We start from the raw sequence: 15,820 nt of genomic DNA, 5'->3' as shown, positions 1-15,820 counted from the left end.
CGACGCCCGGTCGGACCGGGTCAGGCCTGGTACGAGGCGAGTTCGACGACGGTGATGTCGGACGGCGCCCCGACCCGCACCGGCGGCCCCCAGGCACCCGCGCCCCGGGACACGTACAGCTGGGTGTCGCCGTAGCGCTCCAGGCCCGCGACGGTCGGGTTCGCCAGCTCGGCGAGGTACTTGCCGGGCCACAGCTGGCCGCCGTGGGTGTGCCCGGAGAGCTGGAGGTCCACGCCGTGGCGGACGGCTTCGTCGATCACGATCGGCTGGTGGGCGAGGAGCACGGAGGCACGGGCCCGGTCCCGGTCCCCGAGGGCCGCCTGGAAGTCGGGGCCCTTGCCCTCCTTCTCCCCCTGGACGTCGTTGACCCCGGCGAGGTCGAAGTGGGGCAGCTCGCGGCGGGCGTTCTCCAGGGGGGTGAGGCCGAGTTCGCGGACGTGGTCCACCCACTGCTGGGCGCCGGAGAAGTACTCGTGGTTTCCGGTGACGAAGAAGCTGCCGAGGCGGGCGCGGAGCTCGCGCAGCGGCTCGGCGGCCGGGCCGAGGTCGCGGACGTCGCCGTCAACGAGGTCGCCGACGATCGCGATGAGGTCGGGCTGCGTGCGGTTGACGGTGTCGACGATGCGGCGGGTGTGGGCGCGGCCGAGCACCGGGCCGAGGTGGACGTCGCTGACCACGGCGATCCGGAACCCGTGCGCGGCGCGGGGCAGCCGGGCGAGGGGCACCTGCACGCGCTTCACGCGGGGGCCGCGGAGCACGCCGTACGTCCCGTTCCCGACGACCCCCGCGGCGGCGAGGCCGGCCGCCCCACCGAGCACCCGCGCCACGAACACCCGCCGCCCCACCCCTGCGGGGGGCTCGGCGGCATCGGGGGTGGCCGCCCCGGCGGCAGTGTCATCGGTGAGGGTGGCCGTCCCGGCCGCGGTGGCGTCGGTGGCGTCGGCCGCCCCGGCGGGGCCGGACGCCGTGCCGGGCTCGGTGGCGTCGGCCCGGGCGGGCGCGGCGGCGTCGGTCGGCTGGTCGGCGGTGCCGGGGCCCTGCGGGGCCGTTCCCCTACCCGCCCCTTCCCGCAACTGGGGCTCCGCCCCAGGGACGGCGGGCGCCAGATCGAGCCCCTCCGGCGATTGAGGAGCGCGGCCCGCGGCCACACCACCCGGCGCAGCCGGCCCCGTCCCGGGGGCGAGCCCCTCCGGCGATTGAGGAGCCGGGGGCGCGGGCAGCCGGCGGAGCCACAGGCGGCGGATCGGTTCCGCCACGGCCATCGCCATCGTGAGGTACAGCAGCACCGCCAGCCACATGTACCCCGGCCACGCCACCAGCCGCTCCAGCCAGAACGGCGCGCCCGCCCGGCCCGCCGTCAGCGCGGCCAGCGCGAGCAGCGGCAGGGCGAAGGCCAGCACCGTGCCCGCCCTCCGCGCCGCCCCGCCCGCACGCGTCGTGTCGCGGACCAGCCGGACCCACAGCCACCGGTGGACCAGCCCGAGCAGCGCCAGTACCGCGACCACCGCCACAATCACCACAAACACGGTCATCGCGATTCCCGCCGCAGAACCAGGACACTGCGCAAGCCGATCACACCAACGGCGGTCCCCAGGAGAAAGGACGTGACCGCCAGGAGAAGGTGGACCCAGAAGTAGGCCGTGGGCTGACCGTCATCGAATGCCAGACCGCTGGCGTCATTGAAGAGGTTCTTGACGAACGTGGACCAGATCACCCAGGACCAAGCTCCGAACGCTGCGAGGAACCAGGACGCGGTGCGGCTGAGTTTCATGTCCCCAGTATCGGATTCGTCCCCAGGACGGACGCGCCGGGGTGGGCCGTACCGGGGGTGGTTGGACCCCGTTGGCCGGTCCCGGACGCCAGGCAGTCCATCGGGATGTACGTTCACCTGCGTGTCTGCCAAGAAGACCGCGCTGACGGTCCTTTCCGCCGCGCTGCTGGCTCCAGCCGTGCTCATGGCATCCGCGAGCGCGCCTGTACGCGCCGCGCCCACGCCGCCCCCCGCGGCCGACGGGAAGGGGCAGCTCCCGAAGGCACCGGACGCCCCCGCGCCGCCGCCCTCGATGTCCACCGTCGGCGGCGCCCGCCTCGGGCAGCCCGGGACGCAGGTCAACCCGCTGCCCGGCGCGCCCGCCCTGCCCGCCAACCTCAGCGGCCGGTCCTGGATCGTGGCGGACGCCGAGACCGGCGAGGTGCTCGCCGCGCACAACGCCCACTGGCGGCTGCCCCCGGCCTCCACCCTGAAGATGCTCTTCGCCGACACCGTCCTGCCCGGCCTCCCCAAGGACCAGGTGCACCACGTCACCGACCAGGACATGGACGGCGTCGGCCCCGGCAGCAGCCTGGTGGGGGTCAAGGAGGACCACGACTACACCGTCCACGACCTGTGGCTCGGCGTGTTCCTGCGCTCCGGCAACGACGCCGTGCACGTGCTGTCGGCCATGAACGGCGGCATCGACAAGACCGTCAAGGACATGCAGGCCCACGCCGAGGAGCTCCAGGCCCTGGACACCCACGTGGTGTCCCCGGACGGCTACGACGCCCCCGAGCAGGTGTCGAGCGCGTACGACCTCACCCTCATCGCCCGCTCCGGGCTGCAGAAGCAGGACTTCCGCGAGTACTGCGGCACGGCGGAGGCGAAGTTCCCCGGCAGGCAGGAGGCGGGCAGGCCGCGCGAGTACTTCGAGATCCAGAACACCAACCGGCTGATGACCGGCGCCGGCGGCATCGCCCCGTACAAGGGCATCGCCGGGGTGAAGAACGGCAACACCACCATGGCCGGCTCGACCTTCACCGGCGCCGCCCAGCGCGGCGACAAGAAGCTGCTGGTGACCGTGATGAACCCGGACAACGGCGGGCTCAACGGGGTCTACGAGGAGACGGCCCAGCTCTTCGACTGGGGCTTCGCGGCGGCCGGCAAGGTCAAGCCGGTGGGCGAGCTCGTGCCCCCCAAGAGCGCGGACGCCACCCCGCTCGGCTCCCCCGCCACCTCGCACGAGAAGGGCAGGCCCGCCGCGGGCGCCGAAGCCTCCGGCGGCGGCGGGCTCGGCACGGCCCTCGGCATCGCGGGCGGGGCGCTGGCGCTCCTGGCCGGCGGGGCCTTCGCCGTCAACCGCCGCTGGCCGCACGGCCGCCGCGGCCCGGGAGGCGGCACCGACGGCTAGGGGGCGACACCCCCTAGGTGTGTTGTCCCGGGACGTTGGTGACACGCGTGCTGGGTTCTTGAAATGGGTGAGGGCCTCCGGGTTCGGTGTGGATTGCGACATCTGCACCGAGCTCAGGAGGCCCTCGTGGTCCACCGTAATGCCCCCCTGACCGAGACCGGACGACTGCGACTGGCCCGCTGTGTCGTGGACGACGGCTGGCCCGTACGCCGGGCCGCGGAACGTTTCCAGGTCAGCCACACCACCGCCGCCCGCTGGGCCCGCCGCTACCGACAGCTCGGCGTCGCCGGCATGAGTGACCGCTCCAGCCGGCCCCGCCACCAGCCCCGCAGGACCGCGGCCACCATCGAGAACCAGGTCCTGCGGCTGCGGCGCGAGCACCGGATCGGGCCGCTGCGGCTGGCCGCCCGCTGCGGCATCGCAGCCTCGACCGCCCACCGGATCCTGGTCCGGCACGGCCTGCCGCCCCTGGCGGCACTGGACCGGGCCACTGGTGAGCCCGTGCGCCGCTACGAACGCGCCCGCCCGGGCGAGCTCGTCCACATCGACGTCAAGAAGCTCGGACGGATCCCCGACGGCGGCGGCCACAGGGTCCTGGGCCGGGCGGCCGGCAGTCCGAACAAGGACCGCCGCAACGGCGCCGGATACGCCTACCTCCACACCGCCCTCGACGACCACACCCGCCTGGCATACACCGAAGACCTGCCCGACGAGACCGCCCCGACCTGCGCAGGCTTCCTGGCCCGGGCCACCGCATATTTCGCGTCCCTGGGCATCACCGTGGAACGCGTCCTGACCGACAACGCCTGGGCCTACACCAAGAACACCTGGCGCGACACCTGCCGTGACCTGGGCATCAGCCCGCGGTGGACCCGGCCCTGGCGGCCCCAGACCAACGGCAAGGTCGAACGCTTCCACCGCACCCTGCTCGAGGAATGGGCCTACCAGAGGCCCTACACCTCAGACCGTGAACGGATGGAAGCGTTCACCGACTGGCTGCACTGGTACAACTACCACCGACCCCACACCGGCATCGCAGGCCACACACCCGCCAGCCGCGTCACCAACCTCTCCGAACAGCACACCTAGGCCGGCTCCTCCTGCTCCTCCTGCTCCTCGTCGTCGCGGGTCGCCGTCCAGGCCGCGCAGAAGAGCAGCAGTTTCGTCGTGAAGCTGATCCACAGCAGCAGGGCGATCGGCACGCCGAACGCCCCGTACATGCTCTTGGCCGCGACCCCCCGCATGTAGCCGCTGAGCAGCAGCTTCAGCAGTTCGAAGCCCGCCGCGCCGATGAGCGCCGCCTGGACCAGGCGGCCGCGCGGCGGCTCGACCCCGGGCAGCAGGGTCAGCAGGTAGAGCAGCAGCAGGAAGGCCGCCACCACGCCGACGCCGAAGGCCGCGGCGCGCAGCAGCGCCCCGCCCGCGCCCTCGCGCGGGATGCCCAGGAGCTCGGCGGACTTGCCGACCGCGCTGGCCCCGATGACCGAGGCGGCGGCGGAGGCGAGGGCCGCGCCGCCGAGGCCGAGGAGGACCAGGCCGTCCTTGCCCTTGCGCAGGAACGGGTTGCCCTCGTCCTCGTCGTCCTTCTCCCAGACGGCGCGCAGGCAGTCGCGCATCGATCCGATCCAGCCGATGCCGGTGAAGAGGAGGAGGGCGCCGGCGACGAGGCCGACGGTGCCGGCGTTGGCGACGAGCCCTTCGAGGTCGAGCTGGTCGGAGATGCCGGGGACCTGCTCGGCGAGGCTCTTCTGGAGCTTGTCCAGCTGCTCCTGGCTGAGCAGGGCGGCGCCGACCGCGGCGGCGACGGTGATCAGCGGGAAGAGCGCGAGGAAGCTGATGAAGGTGATCGCGGCGGCCAGCCGGGTCCAGTGCACGCGGTCGAGGCGCTCGTAGGAACGCCAGGCGTGGGTCCGCATGACGGCGGAGACCGCCGGTCCGACCACCGGGAGTTTCTTCAGCCAGTCCATGGGGGCCACCGTAAATGAGCCGCGGGAAATAGCGGGGATTGCCGGTTTCGGGCGCTACGGTCGTCGATTGTGACTTTTCGCCCTACGGATCGTCCCCCGGCCCGCCCGTTCCATGCGCTGCTCCTGCGGAGTTTCCGCTTCCACGCACACCGGGCCGCCCTGCGGCTCCTGCGTCAGGGACGCGGCACGGCCGCGTCGGCCGACGGAGCGGGTTGTGCGGGGACGCCGACGGCCCCGGTGCCGAAGGGGTACTCGCGCAGCTTGCGCCAGACCCCGTCCGAGCCCTGCTCGTAGAGCGCGAAGCCCTCGCACAGCCAGCCGGCGGCGTAGTCGGCGAGCTCGGTGAAGGCCCGGTCCATCGCCTCCTCGGAGATCCCGTGGGCGACCGTGACGTGCGGGTGGTACGGGAAGGCCAGCTCGCGGGCGAGCGGCCCCTCGGGGTCGCGCACCTCCCCCTGGAGGCGGGTGCAGCCCGGGGCGCCCTCGGCGAGCCGGACGAAGACGACCGGCGAGAGGGGGCGGAAGGTCCCCGTCCCCTCCAGCCGCATCGGGAAGGCCGGGAAGGCCCGCGCGACCTCGGCCAGGTGGGCGCGGATCGCGGGCAGCCGGTCCGTCTCCACCTCGGTGGGCGGTACGAGGGTGACGTGCGTGGGGATGCCGTGCGCGGCGGCGTCCCCGAAGCCGGCGCGCAGCTCCTGGAGCTGGCTGCCGTACGGCTCCGGGACCGCGATCGAAACGCCGAGCGTTACGGTCCCCACGTGTGTCTCCTTGGTGTGTGTACGAGGTGCTGCCGCTCAGTGTGGCGGCAGCACCCCCTCGGCCGCCAGGGGCCCGAAGTCCGTCAGTGCTTGGCGGGCAGGAAACCGAGGTGGTCGTAGGCCTGTGCGAGGGTCTCGGCGGCGACCGCCCGGGCCTTCTCCGCGCCCTTGGCCAGCAGGGAGTCCAGGGTCTCCGGGTCGTCCAGGAACTCCTGGGTGCGCTGCCGGAAGGGTGTGACGAAATCGACCATCACGCCGGCGAGGTCGGTCTTGAGCGCTCCGTAGCCCTTGCCCTCGTACGAGGCCTCCAGGGCGGTGATCGACTCGCCCGTGAGGGTGGACAGGATGGTGAGCAGGTTGCTGACGCCGGGCTTGTTCTCGGTGTCGAAGCGGATCACGGTGTCCGTGTCGGTGACCGCGCTCTTGATCTTCTTCTCGGTGACCTTGGGCTCGTCGAGGAGGTTGATCAGGCCCTTGGGGGACGACGCCGACTTCGACATCTTGATCGCCGGGTCCTGGAGGTCGTAGATCTTCGCGACCTCCTTGACGATGTGCGCGGCGGGGAGGGTGAAGGTCCGGCCGAAGCGCTGGTTGAAGCGCTCGGCCAGGTCGCGGGTCAGCTCGATGTGCTGGCGCTGGTCCTCGCCGACCGGGACGGCGTTCGCCTGGTAGAGCAGGATGTCGGCGACCTGGAGGATCGGGTACGTGAACAGGCCGACGCTGGCGCTGTTGACCCCGCCCTTGGCGGACTTGTCCTTGAACTGGGTCATCCGGCTGGCCTCGCCGAAGCCGGTGATGCAGTTCATGACCCAGCCGAGCTGCGCGTGCTCCGGGACGTGGCTCTGGACGAAGAGCGTGCACCGCTCGGGGTCCAGGCCGGCCGCGAGGAGCTGCGCGGCGGACAGGCGGGTGTTCGCGCGGAGGTCCTTCGGATCCTGCGGCATGGTGATCGCGTGGAGGTCGACGACCATGTAGAAGGCGTCGTGCGTCTCCTGGAGGGCGACGTACTGGCGGATCGCTCCGAGGTAGTTCCCGAGGTGGAACGAGCCGGAGGTGGGCTGGATGCCGGAGAGCGCGCGAGGACGGTCAGAAGCCATGGCCCCATTCTTCCACCTGCCGAAGCCGCCTCCGTGCGGCGGGCCGGTGCGCTGCCGCTGCGCGGGGCCCGGTTCCCCTACCCGCCCTTCGCCCGTTCCCCGGGGCTCCGCCCCGGACCCCCGCGCCTCAAACGCCGGCGAGGCTGGAAGTTGCCGGCGTTTGAGGCGCGGGGTCAGGGGAGGAGCCCCTGGGAACGGTGGAAGGGCGGGTAGGGGACCCTGCCCCGCGCAGCGGCCCACCCAGCCGCACCCGACCACCGGCCCCAGCCACCGGAACCGGCCCCGCCCCGCCGGCCGACGGACGGAGTCCGGCGCAGCGCCGCGAAGCCGGGGAGGCCGCCTGCGGCCGAGCCGCGCGAGCGGCGCGTTAAAGAGGGAGCCCCGGGGCCGGGAAGGCGGCCATCAGCTCCGAGACCTCGGCGCGGATGCCGGCGAGGGCCGGCTCGTCGGCCTTGGCGGCGGCGTCCACCGCGCGGGAGATCCAGTCCGCCACCACCGGCATGTGGGCGGCGGTCAGACCCCGCGAGGTCAGCGACGGTGTGCCGATGCGGATGCCCGACGGGTCGAACGGCTTGCGCGGGTCGAACGGCACCGTGTTGTAGTTCACCACGATCCCCGCCCGGTCCAGCGCCTTCGCCGCGACCTTGCCGGGGACGTCCTTGCCGGTGAGGTCGATCAGGATCAGGTGGTTGTCCGTGCCGCCCGAGACCAGGTCGAAGCCCCGCTCCAGCAGCGCCGCGGCCAGCGCCTTCGCGTTGGCCACGACCGCGTGCGCGTACGAGACGAAGGACGGCTGCGCGGCCTCGTGGAGGGCCACCGCGATGCCCGCCGTCGTCTGGTTGTGCGGGCCGCCCTGGAGGCCCGGGAAGACCGCCTTGTCGATGGCCTTCGCGTGCTCCTCCTTGCACATCAGCATCGCGCCGCGCGGGCCGCGCAGGGTCTTGTGGGTGGTCGTGGAGATCACGTCCACGTGGCCCGCCGGGGAGGGGTGGGCCCCGCCCGCGATCAGGCCGGCGATGTGGGCCACGTCCGCGACGAGGACCGAGCCGGCCTCCTCGGCGATGGAGGCGAAGGCCTCGAAGTCGATGGTGCGGGGCAGGGCCGTACCGCCGCAGAAGATGATCTTCGGGCGTTCGGCCAGGGCCAGTGCCCGCACCGCGTCGTAGTCGATGAGGCCGGTGTCGGCGCTCACGCCGTACTGGACGCCGCGGAACCAGGAGCCCGTGGCCGAGACGCCCCAGCCGTGCGTCAGGTGGCCGCCCATCGGCAGGGCCATGCCCATCACCGTGTCGCCGGGCTTCGCGAAGGCCAGGTAGACGGCCAGGTTGGCCGGGGAGCCGGAGTACGGCTGGACGTTGGCGTGGTCCACCCCGAACAGGCCCTTGGCCCGCTCGACCGCCAGGGCCTCGACGCGGTCGACGTTCTGCTGGCCCTCGTAGTAGCGGCGGCCCGGGTAGCCCTCGCTGTACTTGTTCTGCAGGACGGTGCCGGAGGCCTCCAGCACGGCCGCGGAGACGTAGTTCTCGCTGGGGATCAGCCGCAGGGTCTCCGCCTGGAGGGTCTCCTCGGCGGACACGAGCGCGGCGAGCTCGGGGTCGGTGGCGTACAGGGCGGGCTGGCGGTGGTGCGCGGTCATCGCGGCTCCTCCGGGGTCGATGTCGAATCTCGTCCCCGCGAGGCCCAGGCGAGCGGCCCTGTGTGCGGTCGTGCGCGCACGACTCCCCCGGAGTTGGTTCTCCGTACGCCAGTCGCCGTGCGTACCGAACACCATAGCGGGCGCGGCACCGCGGAGGTTTCCGGTTCCACGATCCGAGCGACGATACAAAGGACGTCACCCACGTCACCCGCGCCACCAGCCAGACGGACGATCGGAGACCCCGTGTCGAGAACTGCTGATGCCATCCGCTCCGCCGACGAACACAGCGCGCACAACTACCACCCCCTGCCGGTCGTCGTCGCGTCGGCGGAGGGGGCGTGGATGACCGACGTGGAGGGCCGCCGGTACCTCGACATGCTCGCCGGGTACTCGGCCCTCAACTTCGGCCACGGCAACCGCAGGCTGATCGACGCCGCCCGCGCGCAGCTGGAGCGGGTCACCCTCACCTCCCGCGCCTTCCACCACGACCGCTTCGCCGACTTCTGCGCCGAACTCGCCGCACTGTGCGGCAAGGAGATGGTGCTGCCCATGAACACGGGCGCGGAGGCGGTGGAGACGGCGGTCAAGACGGCCCGCAAGTGGGGGTACGAGGTCAAGGGCGTCCCGGACGGCCAGGCCAAGATCGTCGTGGCCGCGAACAACTTCCACGGCCGTACGACGACCATCGTGTCCTTCTCCACCGACCACGAGGCCCGCGACCACTACGGCCCCTACACGCCCGGCTTCGAGATCGTCCCGTACGGGGACCTGACCGCCCTCGACGCCGCGGTCACCGCCAACACCGTGGCCGTGCTGCTGGAGCCGGTCCAGGGCGAGGCCGGGGTGCTCGTCCCGCCGGCCGGATACCTGGCCGGGGTACGCGAACTGACGCGCCGGCGGAACGTGCTGTTCATGGCGGACGAGATCCAGTCGGGCCTGGGCCGCACCGGCCGGACCTTCGCGTGCGAGCACGAGGGCGTCGTGCCCGACGTGTACGTCCTCGGCAAGGCGCTCGGCGGCGGGGTCGTGCCCGTGTCGGCCGTCGTCGCCGACCGGGACGTGCTCGGCGTGTTCCGCCCCGGCGAACACGGGTCCACCTTCGGCGGGAACCCGCTCGCCTGCGCCGTCGCGCTGGAGGTGATCGCGATGCTGCGTACCGGCGAGTACCAGCAGCGGGCCGCGGAACTCGGCGACCACCTGCACCGGGAGCTGAACCTGCTCGTCGGCGGCGGCGCGGTGACCGCCGTACGCGGACGCGGGCTGTGGGCGGGGGTGGACGTCGCCCCGGCGCTCGGGACGGGCCGCGAGGTCTCCGAGAAGCTGATGGGGCTCGGCGTCCTGGTCAAGGACACCCACGGATCGACGATCCGGATCGCGCCGCCGCTGGTGATCTCCAAGGAGGACCTGGACTGGGGGCTCGACCAGCTGCGGTCGGTCCTCTCCGCGTGACGACCCGGCGGGGCGGGACCGGACCGGTCCCGCCCCGCCGGGGGTCCCGGTGCTGCGGTGGACAGGGCGGGCGGCCCGCCGGACGATGGGAGGGCCCGTACGGGTGCGCGTCCCCGGTCTTTCCCGGGCCGACCCTCCGATGGGAGTCCCCCATGCACCGACGCAACCGACACGTACTGCTCCGCGCCGCCCTGGCGTCCTCTCTCGTCCTGGGCGGCGCCGCCGCCCTTGCCGTACCGGCCGCGGCCGCCCCGGCGGCGGTGCCCGCCGCGACCTGCACGGTCACCCCCGACCCGTCGGGGAACTTCGTCGTCATCACCGGCGAGGGGTTCAGCGCCCCGCGCACGCTCAACGACGGCGAGTCCACCGAACCCCTGAACATCGACGCGAACGGCAACTTCCGCGTCCAGCGCTTCCAGAAGAACGTCGACTACACCGTCCTCGCCGTCAACGAGGACCAGGACTTCGTCTTCGTGAACTGCAAGGTCGCGCAGGCCACGACCCCGACGAGCCCGTCCACCACCAACCCGAACTCACGGGAGTACAAGCGCGGTTACGCGGACGGGTTCACGGCGGGCACGAAGGCCGCGTCCCGGTCGGACTGCACCGTCCCGCCCCAGCCCGACAAGAGCCGGGACCACTCCAAGTCCTACTGGGAGGGCTGGAAGGCGGGCGCCGAGGCCTCCTACGACAAGTACTGCCCGAGTGACGAGTGACGAGTGACGAGCAGCAGCCCTACAGGATGACGTGCGGCAGGAAGCGGGCGTACTCGTCCGTGACCGGCCCCGCCGACTCCCGGATGCCCAGCCCCGCCGCCTCCTCCTCGACGACCCACGCCCCGAGCACCACGCGGTTGCCGTCGAAGTCGGGCAGCGGGGCCAGCGCCTGGAAGACGTACGTCTCCCCCTCGGCCGGGACGAAGGGCTCGCCCTCCCCGCCCGGCCCGTGCAGCGTGACCCCGGCGCCCTCCCGGCCCAGCAGCGGCTTGGCGGCGTACCCGCAGGTGCCGGCCAGCTCGCGGGGGCCGTCGAGGTAGGCGGGCAGCAGGTTGGGGTGCTCGGGGAAGAGCTCCCACAGGATCGCCAGCAGCGCCTTGTTGGCGAGCAGCATCTTCCACAGCGGCTCGATCCAGGCGGTGGTGCCCGAGCCGCCGCCGTGGTCGTAGGTGCCCAGCACCTGCGGGCCGAACTCGTCGGTGGCCAGCCACTCCCACGGGTAGAGCTTGAAGCAGCTGCGGATGAAGCGGAGCTTCTCGTCCACGAACCGGCCCGAGAGGCTGTCCCAGCCGATCGTCTCCACCGACAGCGCGTGCGTCTCCAGTCCGGCCTGCTCGGCGGTCTCCTGGAGGTAGGCGACCGTCATCAGGTCCTCGCCGAGCTCGTCGGTCTCGGAGTGCGCGAAGTGCACCGGGCCGGGCGGCAGCAGCTCGGCCTGGCGGCGCCAGGCCTCGACGAGCCGCTCGTGGAGGGAGTTCCACTGGTCGGCGCCGGGGAAGCGCTCCTCCATCCAGAACCACTGCGGGCTCGCGGCCTCCACCAGGGAGGTGGGCGTGTCGGCGTTGTACTCCAGCAGCTTGGCGGGCTCTCCGGCACCGTCGTAGCGCAGGTCGAACCGGCCGTAGAGGGAGGGCTGTTCGGCACGCCGGCGCCAGGACTCGGCGATCCGGGCGGCCAGCTTCGCGTCGGTGATGCCGAGGTCCGCGAAGCGGTCGTTGTCGACGATGTGCGCGGCCGCGGCCAGGCACATGGCGTGCAGCTCCTCGACGACCTCCTCCAGCGCCTCGACCTCCGGGAGCGAGAACGAGTAGTACGCGCTCTCGTCCCAGTAGGGGCGCAGGGAGTCGTCGGGGAAGCGGGTGAGGGGGTAGATCAGCCCCTGCTCCTCGACGGTCTTCTGCCAGTCGGGGCGCGGTTCGATGGTGTGCCGCTGCATGTGCGCTCAGCCGCCGGAGGAGCCGGAGCTGCTGTGGCCGCCGATGCCGCCGCGGGTGACGGCCGACTTGTCGAAGCTGCCGCCGGTCACCTTGCCGCCGCTGACCCTGCCGCCGTAGTAGTACGAGCCGCTGCCGCCGCTCTTGCACTCCTTGGAGTTCAGGTGGTCCAGCGTCTTGCGGGAGGCGCAGCGCTTGTCGGGCTCGTCGCTGCTCCCGCACGCCACGAGGGTGGCGGCGAGCAGGCCCATGCCGCCGAGGGCGACCGCGCCGGAGCGCATGCGTCGTCTGGTCGTGTTGCCGGTATCCATGGCCTGCACCCTAGAGCGGGGGTGCGGGGGGATGGAATCCGGCCGCCGTCACACCCTTGTCACGACGGGTGACTTACAGTCTGTTCGTGCTGATTGGGATGGTTTGCGCGCTGGGTGCGGCGGTCTGTTTCGGTACGGCGACCGTGCTCCAGGCCGTGGCGGCCCGGGCGGCGGCGGCGGGCGGGGCGACCGGTACGGGGACACTGTTCCTGAGGGCGGTGCGGCAGTGGCGGTACCTGGCGGGGCTCGGGCTGGACGCGGTCGGTTTCGTGCTCCAGATCATCGCCCTGCGGCACGTCCCGATCTACGCGGTGGGGGCCGCGCTGGCCGCGAGCCTGGCGGTGACGGCGGTGGTCGCGGCCCGGCTGCTGCGGGTGCGGCTGTCGCGGCTGGAGTGGGGCGCGGTGGGGGTGGTGTGCGCGGGGCTGCTGATGCTCGGGCTGGCCTCCGGTGAGGAGGGCTCGGGGACCGGGACGCTCGCGCTGGCGTGGGCCCTGCTCGCGGTGGCGGGGCTGGTGCTGCTCGTCGGCGCGGTGGCGGGGCGGCTGCCGGGCGGCTCGCGGGCGCTGGTGCTCGGGCTGGCGGCCGGGACGGGCTTCGGGGTGGTGGAGGTGGCCGTCCGCCTCGTCGACTCCGTCTCGCTGCGCGAGCTGCGCAACCCGGCGCTGTACGCGCTGCTGCTGGGCGGGGCGGCGGCGTTCCTGCTGCTCACCTCTGCCCTGCAGCGCGGCTCGGTCACGGCGGCCACGGCCGGCCTGGTCCTGGGCGAGACGGTCGGACCGGCGCTGGTGGGCGTGGCCTGGCTCGGCGACCGCACCCGCGAAGGCCTGACCTGGCTGGCGGTGGCCGGCTTCGCCGTAGCCGTGGCCGGCTCCCTGGCCCTGTCCCGCTTCGGCGAACCGGAGGCCTAGCCGGCCTTGACCCCGTCCAGGAACACCGCGAACGCCGCCGCGTTGAACGCCAGTACCGGGCCGCCGGGGGTCTTGGAGTCCCGGACGGGGACGGTGCCGGGGAGGTTGAGGGCGACCTCGACGCACGCGCCGCCGTTCTGGCTGTAGGAGGACTTTCGCCAGCGCGGGGGCGACGTCATGGGGCCTTGATACCCGCGACGAACGCCGAGAACGCCTCCGCCCTGAAGTTCAGCACCGGCCCGCCGGGGGCCTTGGAGTCCCGGACCGGGACGATTCCGGGCAGATTGACGGCGACTTCCACGCACTGGCCGCCGTTGTCGCTGTAGGAGGACGTGAACCAACGAGGGGATTCGGTCGAGGTCGTCACGGGGTGCCCTTTCGCAACGTGCTGATCATGGCCACGGAAGCCGCCTGGGACAGCGCCTCTGCCTGGAGCTGATGATAGGCCGTCAAGATCGGCAGCACCGCAGTGCTTTCCCGCTCAAGATAGCCCCGCTGGGCGGACTCGGCATACGACATGAGTGTCCGATCTGGCTGGGTGAGCACGGTGACCGGCAGGTTGAACGGCCGCCGCTCTCCCATGCCGAACGGCGCGACCTGGAGCACCGTGTTCGGCAGGTCCGCGAACTCGATCAGCCGCTCCAACTGCGCGTCCATGACCGCGGATCCGCCGATCGGCCTGCGCAGGCAGCTCTCGTCCAGGACCACGAAGACCAGGGGCAGCAGGCGCCGCACGAGGGAGGACTGCCGTTCCGCCACCAGCGCGACCCTCTCGGCTGCCTGGTCCGGCGTGATCGCACCGCGCCTAACCGCCGATTCGGCGAGGACCCTCGCGTACTCCGGGGTCTGCAACAGACCCGGGATGACACCCACCTCGTACAGCCGGATCTCCGCCGCACGCCCCTCGTACGCCACGAACTCCGGGAATCCCTCCAGCAGGCTGCCCTGCCGCATCTCCCGCCACTCCCGCTCGAACACGTCTCCAGTGCCGAGCGCCCTGTCCGCGTTACGCGCGAACGGCAAGGTCGGCACTTTGCGACCAGTTTCCACACCCGAGACATGGGTGCTCGAATACCCCATCCGCTCGCCCAGCTCGTCCTGCCGCCAGCCGCGCGTTACCCGCAAGCTGCGCAAGCGCGCACCGAACGCGGCCTGCGGCGAACTCTCCGGGTTCAGTTCCTTGATGTTCACGGGGCTCCCACCAACTTCCTGTCCTCCCCTGACACGTTGAATGCTTCCCTGCCAGCAGCCACGCTGAACTTCCCCAGTAGCGGAACGGTTACGGAGCGGAGCGGTGCCATGTCCAACGCGGGAAACGAATGGCGTCAGCGGTTCAGCAGCACCCGGCGGGGCGCCCGCCTCGCCCGGCATCTGGCCGAGCTCGAACTGTGCCGGTGGGACTTGCCGCTCGGCGGGGACGAGTCCGAGCGCGTCGCGCAGGTCGTCGCCGAGTTGGCGGCCAACGCCGTGACCCACGGCTCCGTGCCGGGGCGGGACTTCGAGCTCCGGCTGCGGGAGCTGGACGGGGTGCTGCGGGTGGAGGTGTCCGACGCGCACGCCGGGAAGCGTCCCGACCTCCGGCCCCCCGGGGACGGGCACGGCTACGGGCTGCGGATCGTCGCGGAACTCTCCGACGCCTGGGGCGTCACCGGCCGGGTGGTCGGCAAGACCGTCTGGGCCGAGGTGGCCAAGCGGCGGCGGCCGGCCGCTACGGCAGCACGGTCGTGAGGGCCGCCAGGGTCGGGGACCAGGCGCTCGTCGACGGGGTGCCGTAGCCGACCACCAGGGCGTCGCGCGGCGGCATGCGCGAGTCGGGGTGGCGGAAGCGGGCGAGGCCCTCCAGGGCGAGGTCCTGCCAGGCGGCGGCCTGGACGATGGACCGCTCCGTGCCCGGCGGGAGGTCCAGCACCGCGTGGAGTCCCGCCGCGATGCCGGAGACGGGGACGCGTCCCGCCACCGCCGCGACCAGCTCGTCCCGGCGGCGCCGGTACGGCAGGCGCATGCCGCGCACGTGGCGGTCGTACGCCCCGGAGGTGATGAACTCCGCCAGGGTCAGCTGGTCCAGCGCGCTGGACGTCCAGTCGACCGCGCCCTTCGCGGAGAGGACCTCCTCCAGCAGGTCCGGCGGGAGGACCATCCAGCCCATCCGCAGCCCCGGGGCCAGGGACTTGCTGGCGGTGCCCACGTACACCACCCGGTCCGGGTCCAGTCCCTGGAGCGCGCCGACCGGCTGGCGGTCGTAGCGGAACTCCCCGTCGTAGTCGTCCTCCAGGATCAGCCCGCCGGTGCTCCGCGCCCAGTCCACGGCCGCCGCCCGCCGCTCGGGGGTGAGGGCCGCGCCCGTCGGGAACTGGTGCGCCGGGGTCAGCAGCACCGCGCCCGTGCGGGGGCCGAGCCCGGCCAGGTCCGTGGTGCGGGCCCCGGCCTCGTCCACCCACAGCGGGCGGGTCGTCAGCCCGGCGCCGGCCAGCAGGTCCCGGTGCACGTCGAGGCTGTACCCCTCCACCGCCACCTCCCGCACCCGCCGCCCCCGCAGCACCCGGCCCAGGAGCTGCAGCGCGTGCGCGAAGCCCGGCGCACAGCACGATCCGGTCCGG

General features: G+C 72.7%; 17 protein-coding genes, 1 pseudogene and 1 riboswitch. Of the genes and pseudogenes, 6 read left to right on the top strand and 12 right to left on the bottom strand.

Annotation, left to right across the window (positions count from 1 at the left end; translation table 11 throughout):
• Positions 1–20 precede the first annotated feature (20 nt).
• Together SSNG_RS21680 and SSNG_RS21675 are read right to left on the bottom strand one after the other, a co-directional pair.
• The gene (locus tag SSNG_RS21680; protein WP_042801605.1) at positions 21–1,532 is read right to left on the bottom strand and encodes a metallophosphoesterase; all 1,512 of its coding nucleotides are present in this window, start codon (positions 1,530–1,532) and stop codon (positions 21–23) included.
• Positions 1,529–1,771, bottom strand: a complete 243-nt coding sequence (locus SSNG_RS21675) for a hypothetical protein (RefSeq protein ID WP_007266027.1) — start codon at positions 1,769–1,771, stop codon at positions 1,529–1,531. The genes SSNG_RS21680 and SSNG_RS21675 overlap by 4 nt, the downstream gene beginning before the upstream one ends.
• Before the next feature lie 121 nt (positions 1,772–1,892).
• Between SSNG_RS21675 and SSNG_RS21670 the strand changes: the two genes are divergently transcribed.
• On the top strand, positions 1,893–3,164 hold the full coding sequence (locus SSNG_RS21670; RefSeq protein ID WP_241695093.1) for a D-alanyl-D-alanine carboxypeptidase: 1,272 nt from the start codon (positions 1,893–1,895) through the stop codon (positions 3,162–3,164).
• Positions 3,165–3,290: 126 nt separating this feature from the next.
• Positions 3,291–4,253, top strand: a complete 963-nt coding sequence (locus tag SSNG_RS21665) for an IS481 family transposase (RefSeq protein ID WP_042800378.1) — start codon at positions 3,291–3,293, stop codon at positions 4,251–4,253.
• Here the strand turns inward: SSNG_RS21665 and SSNG_RS21660 are convergent.
• From SSNG_RS21660 to glyA, 4 genes are all read right to left on the bottom strand, one after another.
• Positions 4,250–5,131 (bottom strand): YihY/virulence factor BrkB family protein, encoded by an 882-nt coding sequence (locus SSNG_RS21660; protein WP_128637077.1) that lies wholly within the window; start codon positions 5,129–5,131, stop codon positions 4,250–4,252. The two genes, SSNG_RS21665 and SSNG_RS21660, sit on opposite strands and share 4 nt — an antisense overlap.
• 173 nt (positions 5,132–5,304) lie before the next feature.
• Positions 5,305–5,889: a 2'-5' RNA ligase family protein gene (locus SSNG_RS21655; protein ID WP_007266025.1), complete on the bottom strand. Its 585-nt coding sequence runs from the start codon at positions 5,887–5,889 to the stop codon at positions 5,305–5,307.
• A gap of 83 nt (positions 5,890–5,972) precedes the next feature.
• Positions 5,973–6,986, bottom strand: coding sequence for a tryptophan--tRNA ligase (trpS, locus tag SSNG_RS21650; protein ID WP_007266024.1), 1,014 nt, complete (start codon positions 6,984–6,986; stop codon positions 5,973–5,975).
• Between the two features lie 367 nt (positions 6,987–7,353).
• A complete protein-coding gene (gene glyA / locus SSNG_RS21645) occupies positions 7,354–8,622 on the bottom strand; it encodes a serine hydroxymethyltransferase (RefSeq protein WP_007266023.1) in 1,269 nt (422 codons plus the stop codon).
• 35 nt (positions 8,623–8,657) lie between these two features.
• Positions 8,658–8,748: riboswitch (ZMP/ZTP riboswitch) on the bottom strand.
• A gap of 117 nt (positions 8,749–8,865) precedes the next feature.
• Here glyA and rocD point away from each other — a divergent pair.
• Both rocD and SSNG_RS21635 read left to right on the top strand, forming a co-directional pair.
• Positions 8,866–10,071: an ornithine--oxo-acid transaminase gene (rocD, locus tag SSNG_RS21640; RefSeq protein WP_007266022.1), complete on the top strand. Its 1,206-nt coding sequence runs from the start codon at positions 8,866–8,868 to the stop codon at positions 10,069–10,071.
• Between the two features lie 152 nt (positions 10,072–10,223).
• Entirely contained in the window at positions 10,224–10,787 is a 564-nt protein-coding gene (locus SSNG_RS21635) for a hypothetical protein (protein WP_007266021.1), read from the top strand.
• 19 nt (positions 10,788–10,806) lie between these two features.
• On the opposite strand, the gene SSNG_RS21630 is transcribed toward SSNG_RS21635, so the two are convergent.
• Together SSNG_RS21630 and SSNG_RS21625 are read right to left on the bottom strand one after the other, a co-directional pair.
• On the bottom strand, positions 10,807–12,003 hold the full coding sequence (locus SSNG_RS21630) for a glutathionylspermidine synthase family protein (RefSeq protein ID WP_007266020.1): 1,197 nt from the start codon (positions 12,001–12,003) through the stop codon (positions 10,807–10,809).
• 6 nt (positions 12,004–12,009) lie between these two features.
• The gene (locus tag SSNG_RS21625; RefSeq protein ID WP_042801603.1) at positions 12,010–12,312 is read right to left on the bottom strand and encodes a hypothetical protein; all 303 of its coding nucleotides are present in this window, start codon (positions 12,310–12,312) and stop codon (positions 12,010–12,012) included.
• Positions 12,313–12,410: 98 nt separating this feature from the next.
• Between SSNG_RS21625 and SSNG_RS21620 the strand changes: the two genes are divergently transcribed.
• Positions 12,411–13,223, top strand: a complete 813-nt coding sequence (locus SSNG_RS21620) for a hypothetical protein (RefSeq protein WP_042801601.1) — start codon at positions 12,411–12,413, stop codon at positions 13,221–13,223.
• Here the strand turns inward: SSNG_RS21620 and SSNG_RS21615 are convergent.
• Genes SSNG_RS21615 through SSNG_RS21605 form a run of 3 tightly spaced genes read right to left on the bottom strand, consistent with a single transcriptional unit; the run spans position 13,220 to position 14,414 of the window.
• Complete coding sequence (locus SSNG_RS21615; protein ID WP_007266017.1) at positions 13,220–13,402, bottom strand: DUF397 domain-containing protein; 183 nt, start codon at positions 13,400–13,402, stop codon at positions 13,220–13,222. The genes SSNG_RS21620 and SSNG_RS21615 overlap by 4 nt on opposite strands.
• Positions 13,399–13,590, bottom strand: coding sequence for a DUF397 domain-containing protein (locus SSNG_RS21610; protein ID WP_007266016.1), 192 nt, complete (start codon positions 13,588–13,590; stop codon positions 13,399–13,401). The genes SSNG_RS21615 and SSNG_RS21610 overlap by 4 nt, the downstream gene beginning before the upstream one ends.
• On the bottom strand, positions 13,587–14,414 hold the full coding sequence (locus SSNG_RS21605) for a helix-turn-helix transcriptional regulator (protein WP_007266015.1): 828 nt from the start codon (positions 14,412–14,414) through the stop codon (positions 13,587–13,589). The genes SSNG_RS21610 and SSNG_RS21605 overlap by 4 nt, the downstream gene beginning before the upstream one ends.
• Positions 14,415–14,522: 108 nt before the next feature.
• Here SSNG_RS21605 and SSNG_RS21600 point away from each other — a divergent pair, with 108 nt between their 5' ends.
• Positions 14,523–14,951 carry an ATP-binding protein gene (locus SSNG_RS21600; protein ID WP_007266014.1) on the top strand — a complete coding sequence of 143 codons (429 nt, stop codon included), beginning with the start codon at positions 14,523–14,525 and terminating at the stop codon, positions 14,949–14,951.
• On the opposite strand, the pseudogene SSNG_RS21595 reads toward SSNG_RS21600, so the two are convergent.
• Positions 14,932–15,820: pseudogene (locus SSNG_RS21595) on the bottom strand (PLP-dependent aminotransferase family protein); the annotation flags it as partial. The gene SSNG_RS21600 and the pseudogene SSNG_RS21595 sit on opposite strands and share 20 nt — an antisense overlap.

This window comes from Streptomyces sp. C (assembly GCF_000158895.1).
In the GTDB taxonomy this organism is placed as follows: domain Bacteria; phylum Actinomycetota; class Actinomycetes; order Streptomycetales; family Streptomycetaceae; genus Streptomyces; species Streptomyces racemochromogenes.
The sequence above is the reverse complement of the archived record's forward strand: the minus strand, read 5'-3'. Positions and strand labels throughout refer to the sequence as shown.

Excerpts from the sequence above, each read along its gene's own strand:
- SSNG_RS21620 (WP_042801601.1), top strand. The coding sequence starts at position 12,411 with ATGGTTTGCGCGCTGGGTGCGGCGGTCTGTTTCGGTACGGCGACCGTG.
- SSNG_RS21625 (WP_042801603.1), bottom strand. The coding sequence starts at position 12,312 with ATGGATACCGGCAACACGACCAGACGACGCATGCGCTCCGGCGCGGTC.
- SSNG_RS21675 (WP_007266027.1), bottom strand. The coding sequence starts at position 1,771 with ATGAAACTCAGCCGCACCGCGTCCTGGTTCCTCGCAGCGTTCGGAGCT.
- SSNG_RS21660 (WP_128637077.1), bottom strand. The coding sequence starts at position 5,131 with ATGGACTGGCTGAAGAAACTCCCGGTGGTCGGACCGGCGGTCTCCGCC.
- SSNG_RS21630 (WP_007266020.1), bottom strand. The coding sequence starts at position 12,003 with ATGCAGCGGCACACCATCGAACCGCGCCCCGACTGGCAGAAGACCGTC.
- trpS (WP_007266024.1), bottom strand. The coding sequence starts at position 6,986 with ATGGCTTCTGACCGTCCTCGCGCGCTCTCCGGCATCCAGCCCACCTCC.
- glyA (WP_007266023.1), bottom strand. The coding sequence starts at position 8,622 with ATGACCGCGCACCACCGCCAGCCCGCCCTGTACGCCACCGACCCCGAG.
- SSNG_RS21615 (WP_007266017.1), bottom strand. The coding sequence starts at position 13,402 with ATGACGTCGCCCCCGCGCTGGCGAAAGTCCTCCTACAGCCAGAACGGC.
- SSNG_RS21600 (WP_007266014.1), top strand. The coding sequence starts at position 14,523 with ATGTCCAACGCGGGAAACGAATGGCGTCAGCGGTTCAGCAGCACCCGG.
- SSNG_RS21635 (WP_007266021.1), top strand. The coding sequence starts at position 10,224 with ATGCACCGACGCAACCGACACGTACTGCTCCGCGCCGCCCTGGCGTCC.
- SSNG_RS21680 (WP_042801605.1), bottom strand. The coding sequence starts at position 1,532 with ATGACCGTGTTTGTGGTGATTGTGGCGGTGGTCGCGGTACTGGCGCTG.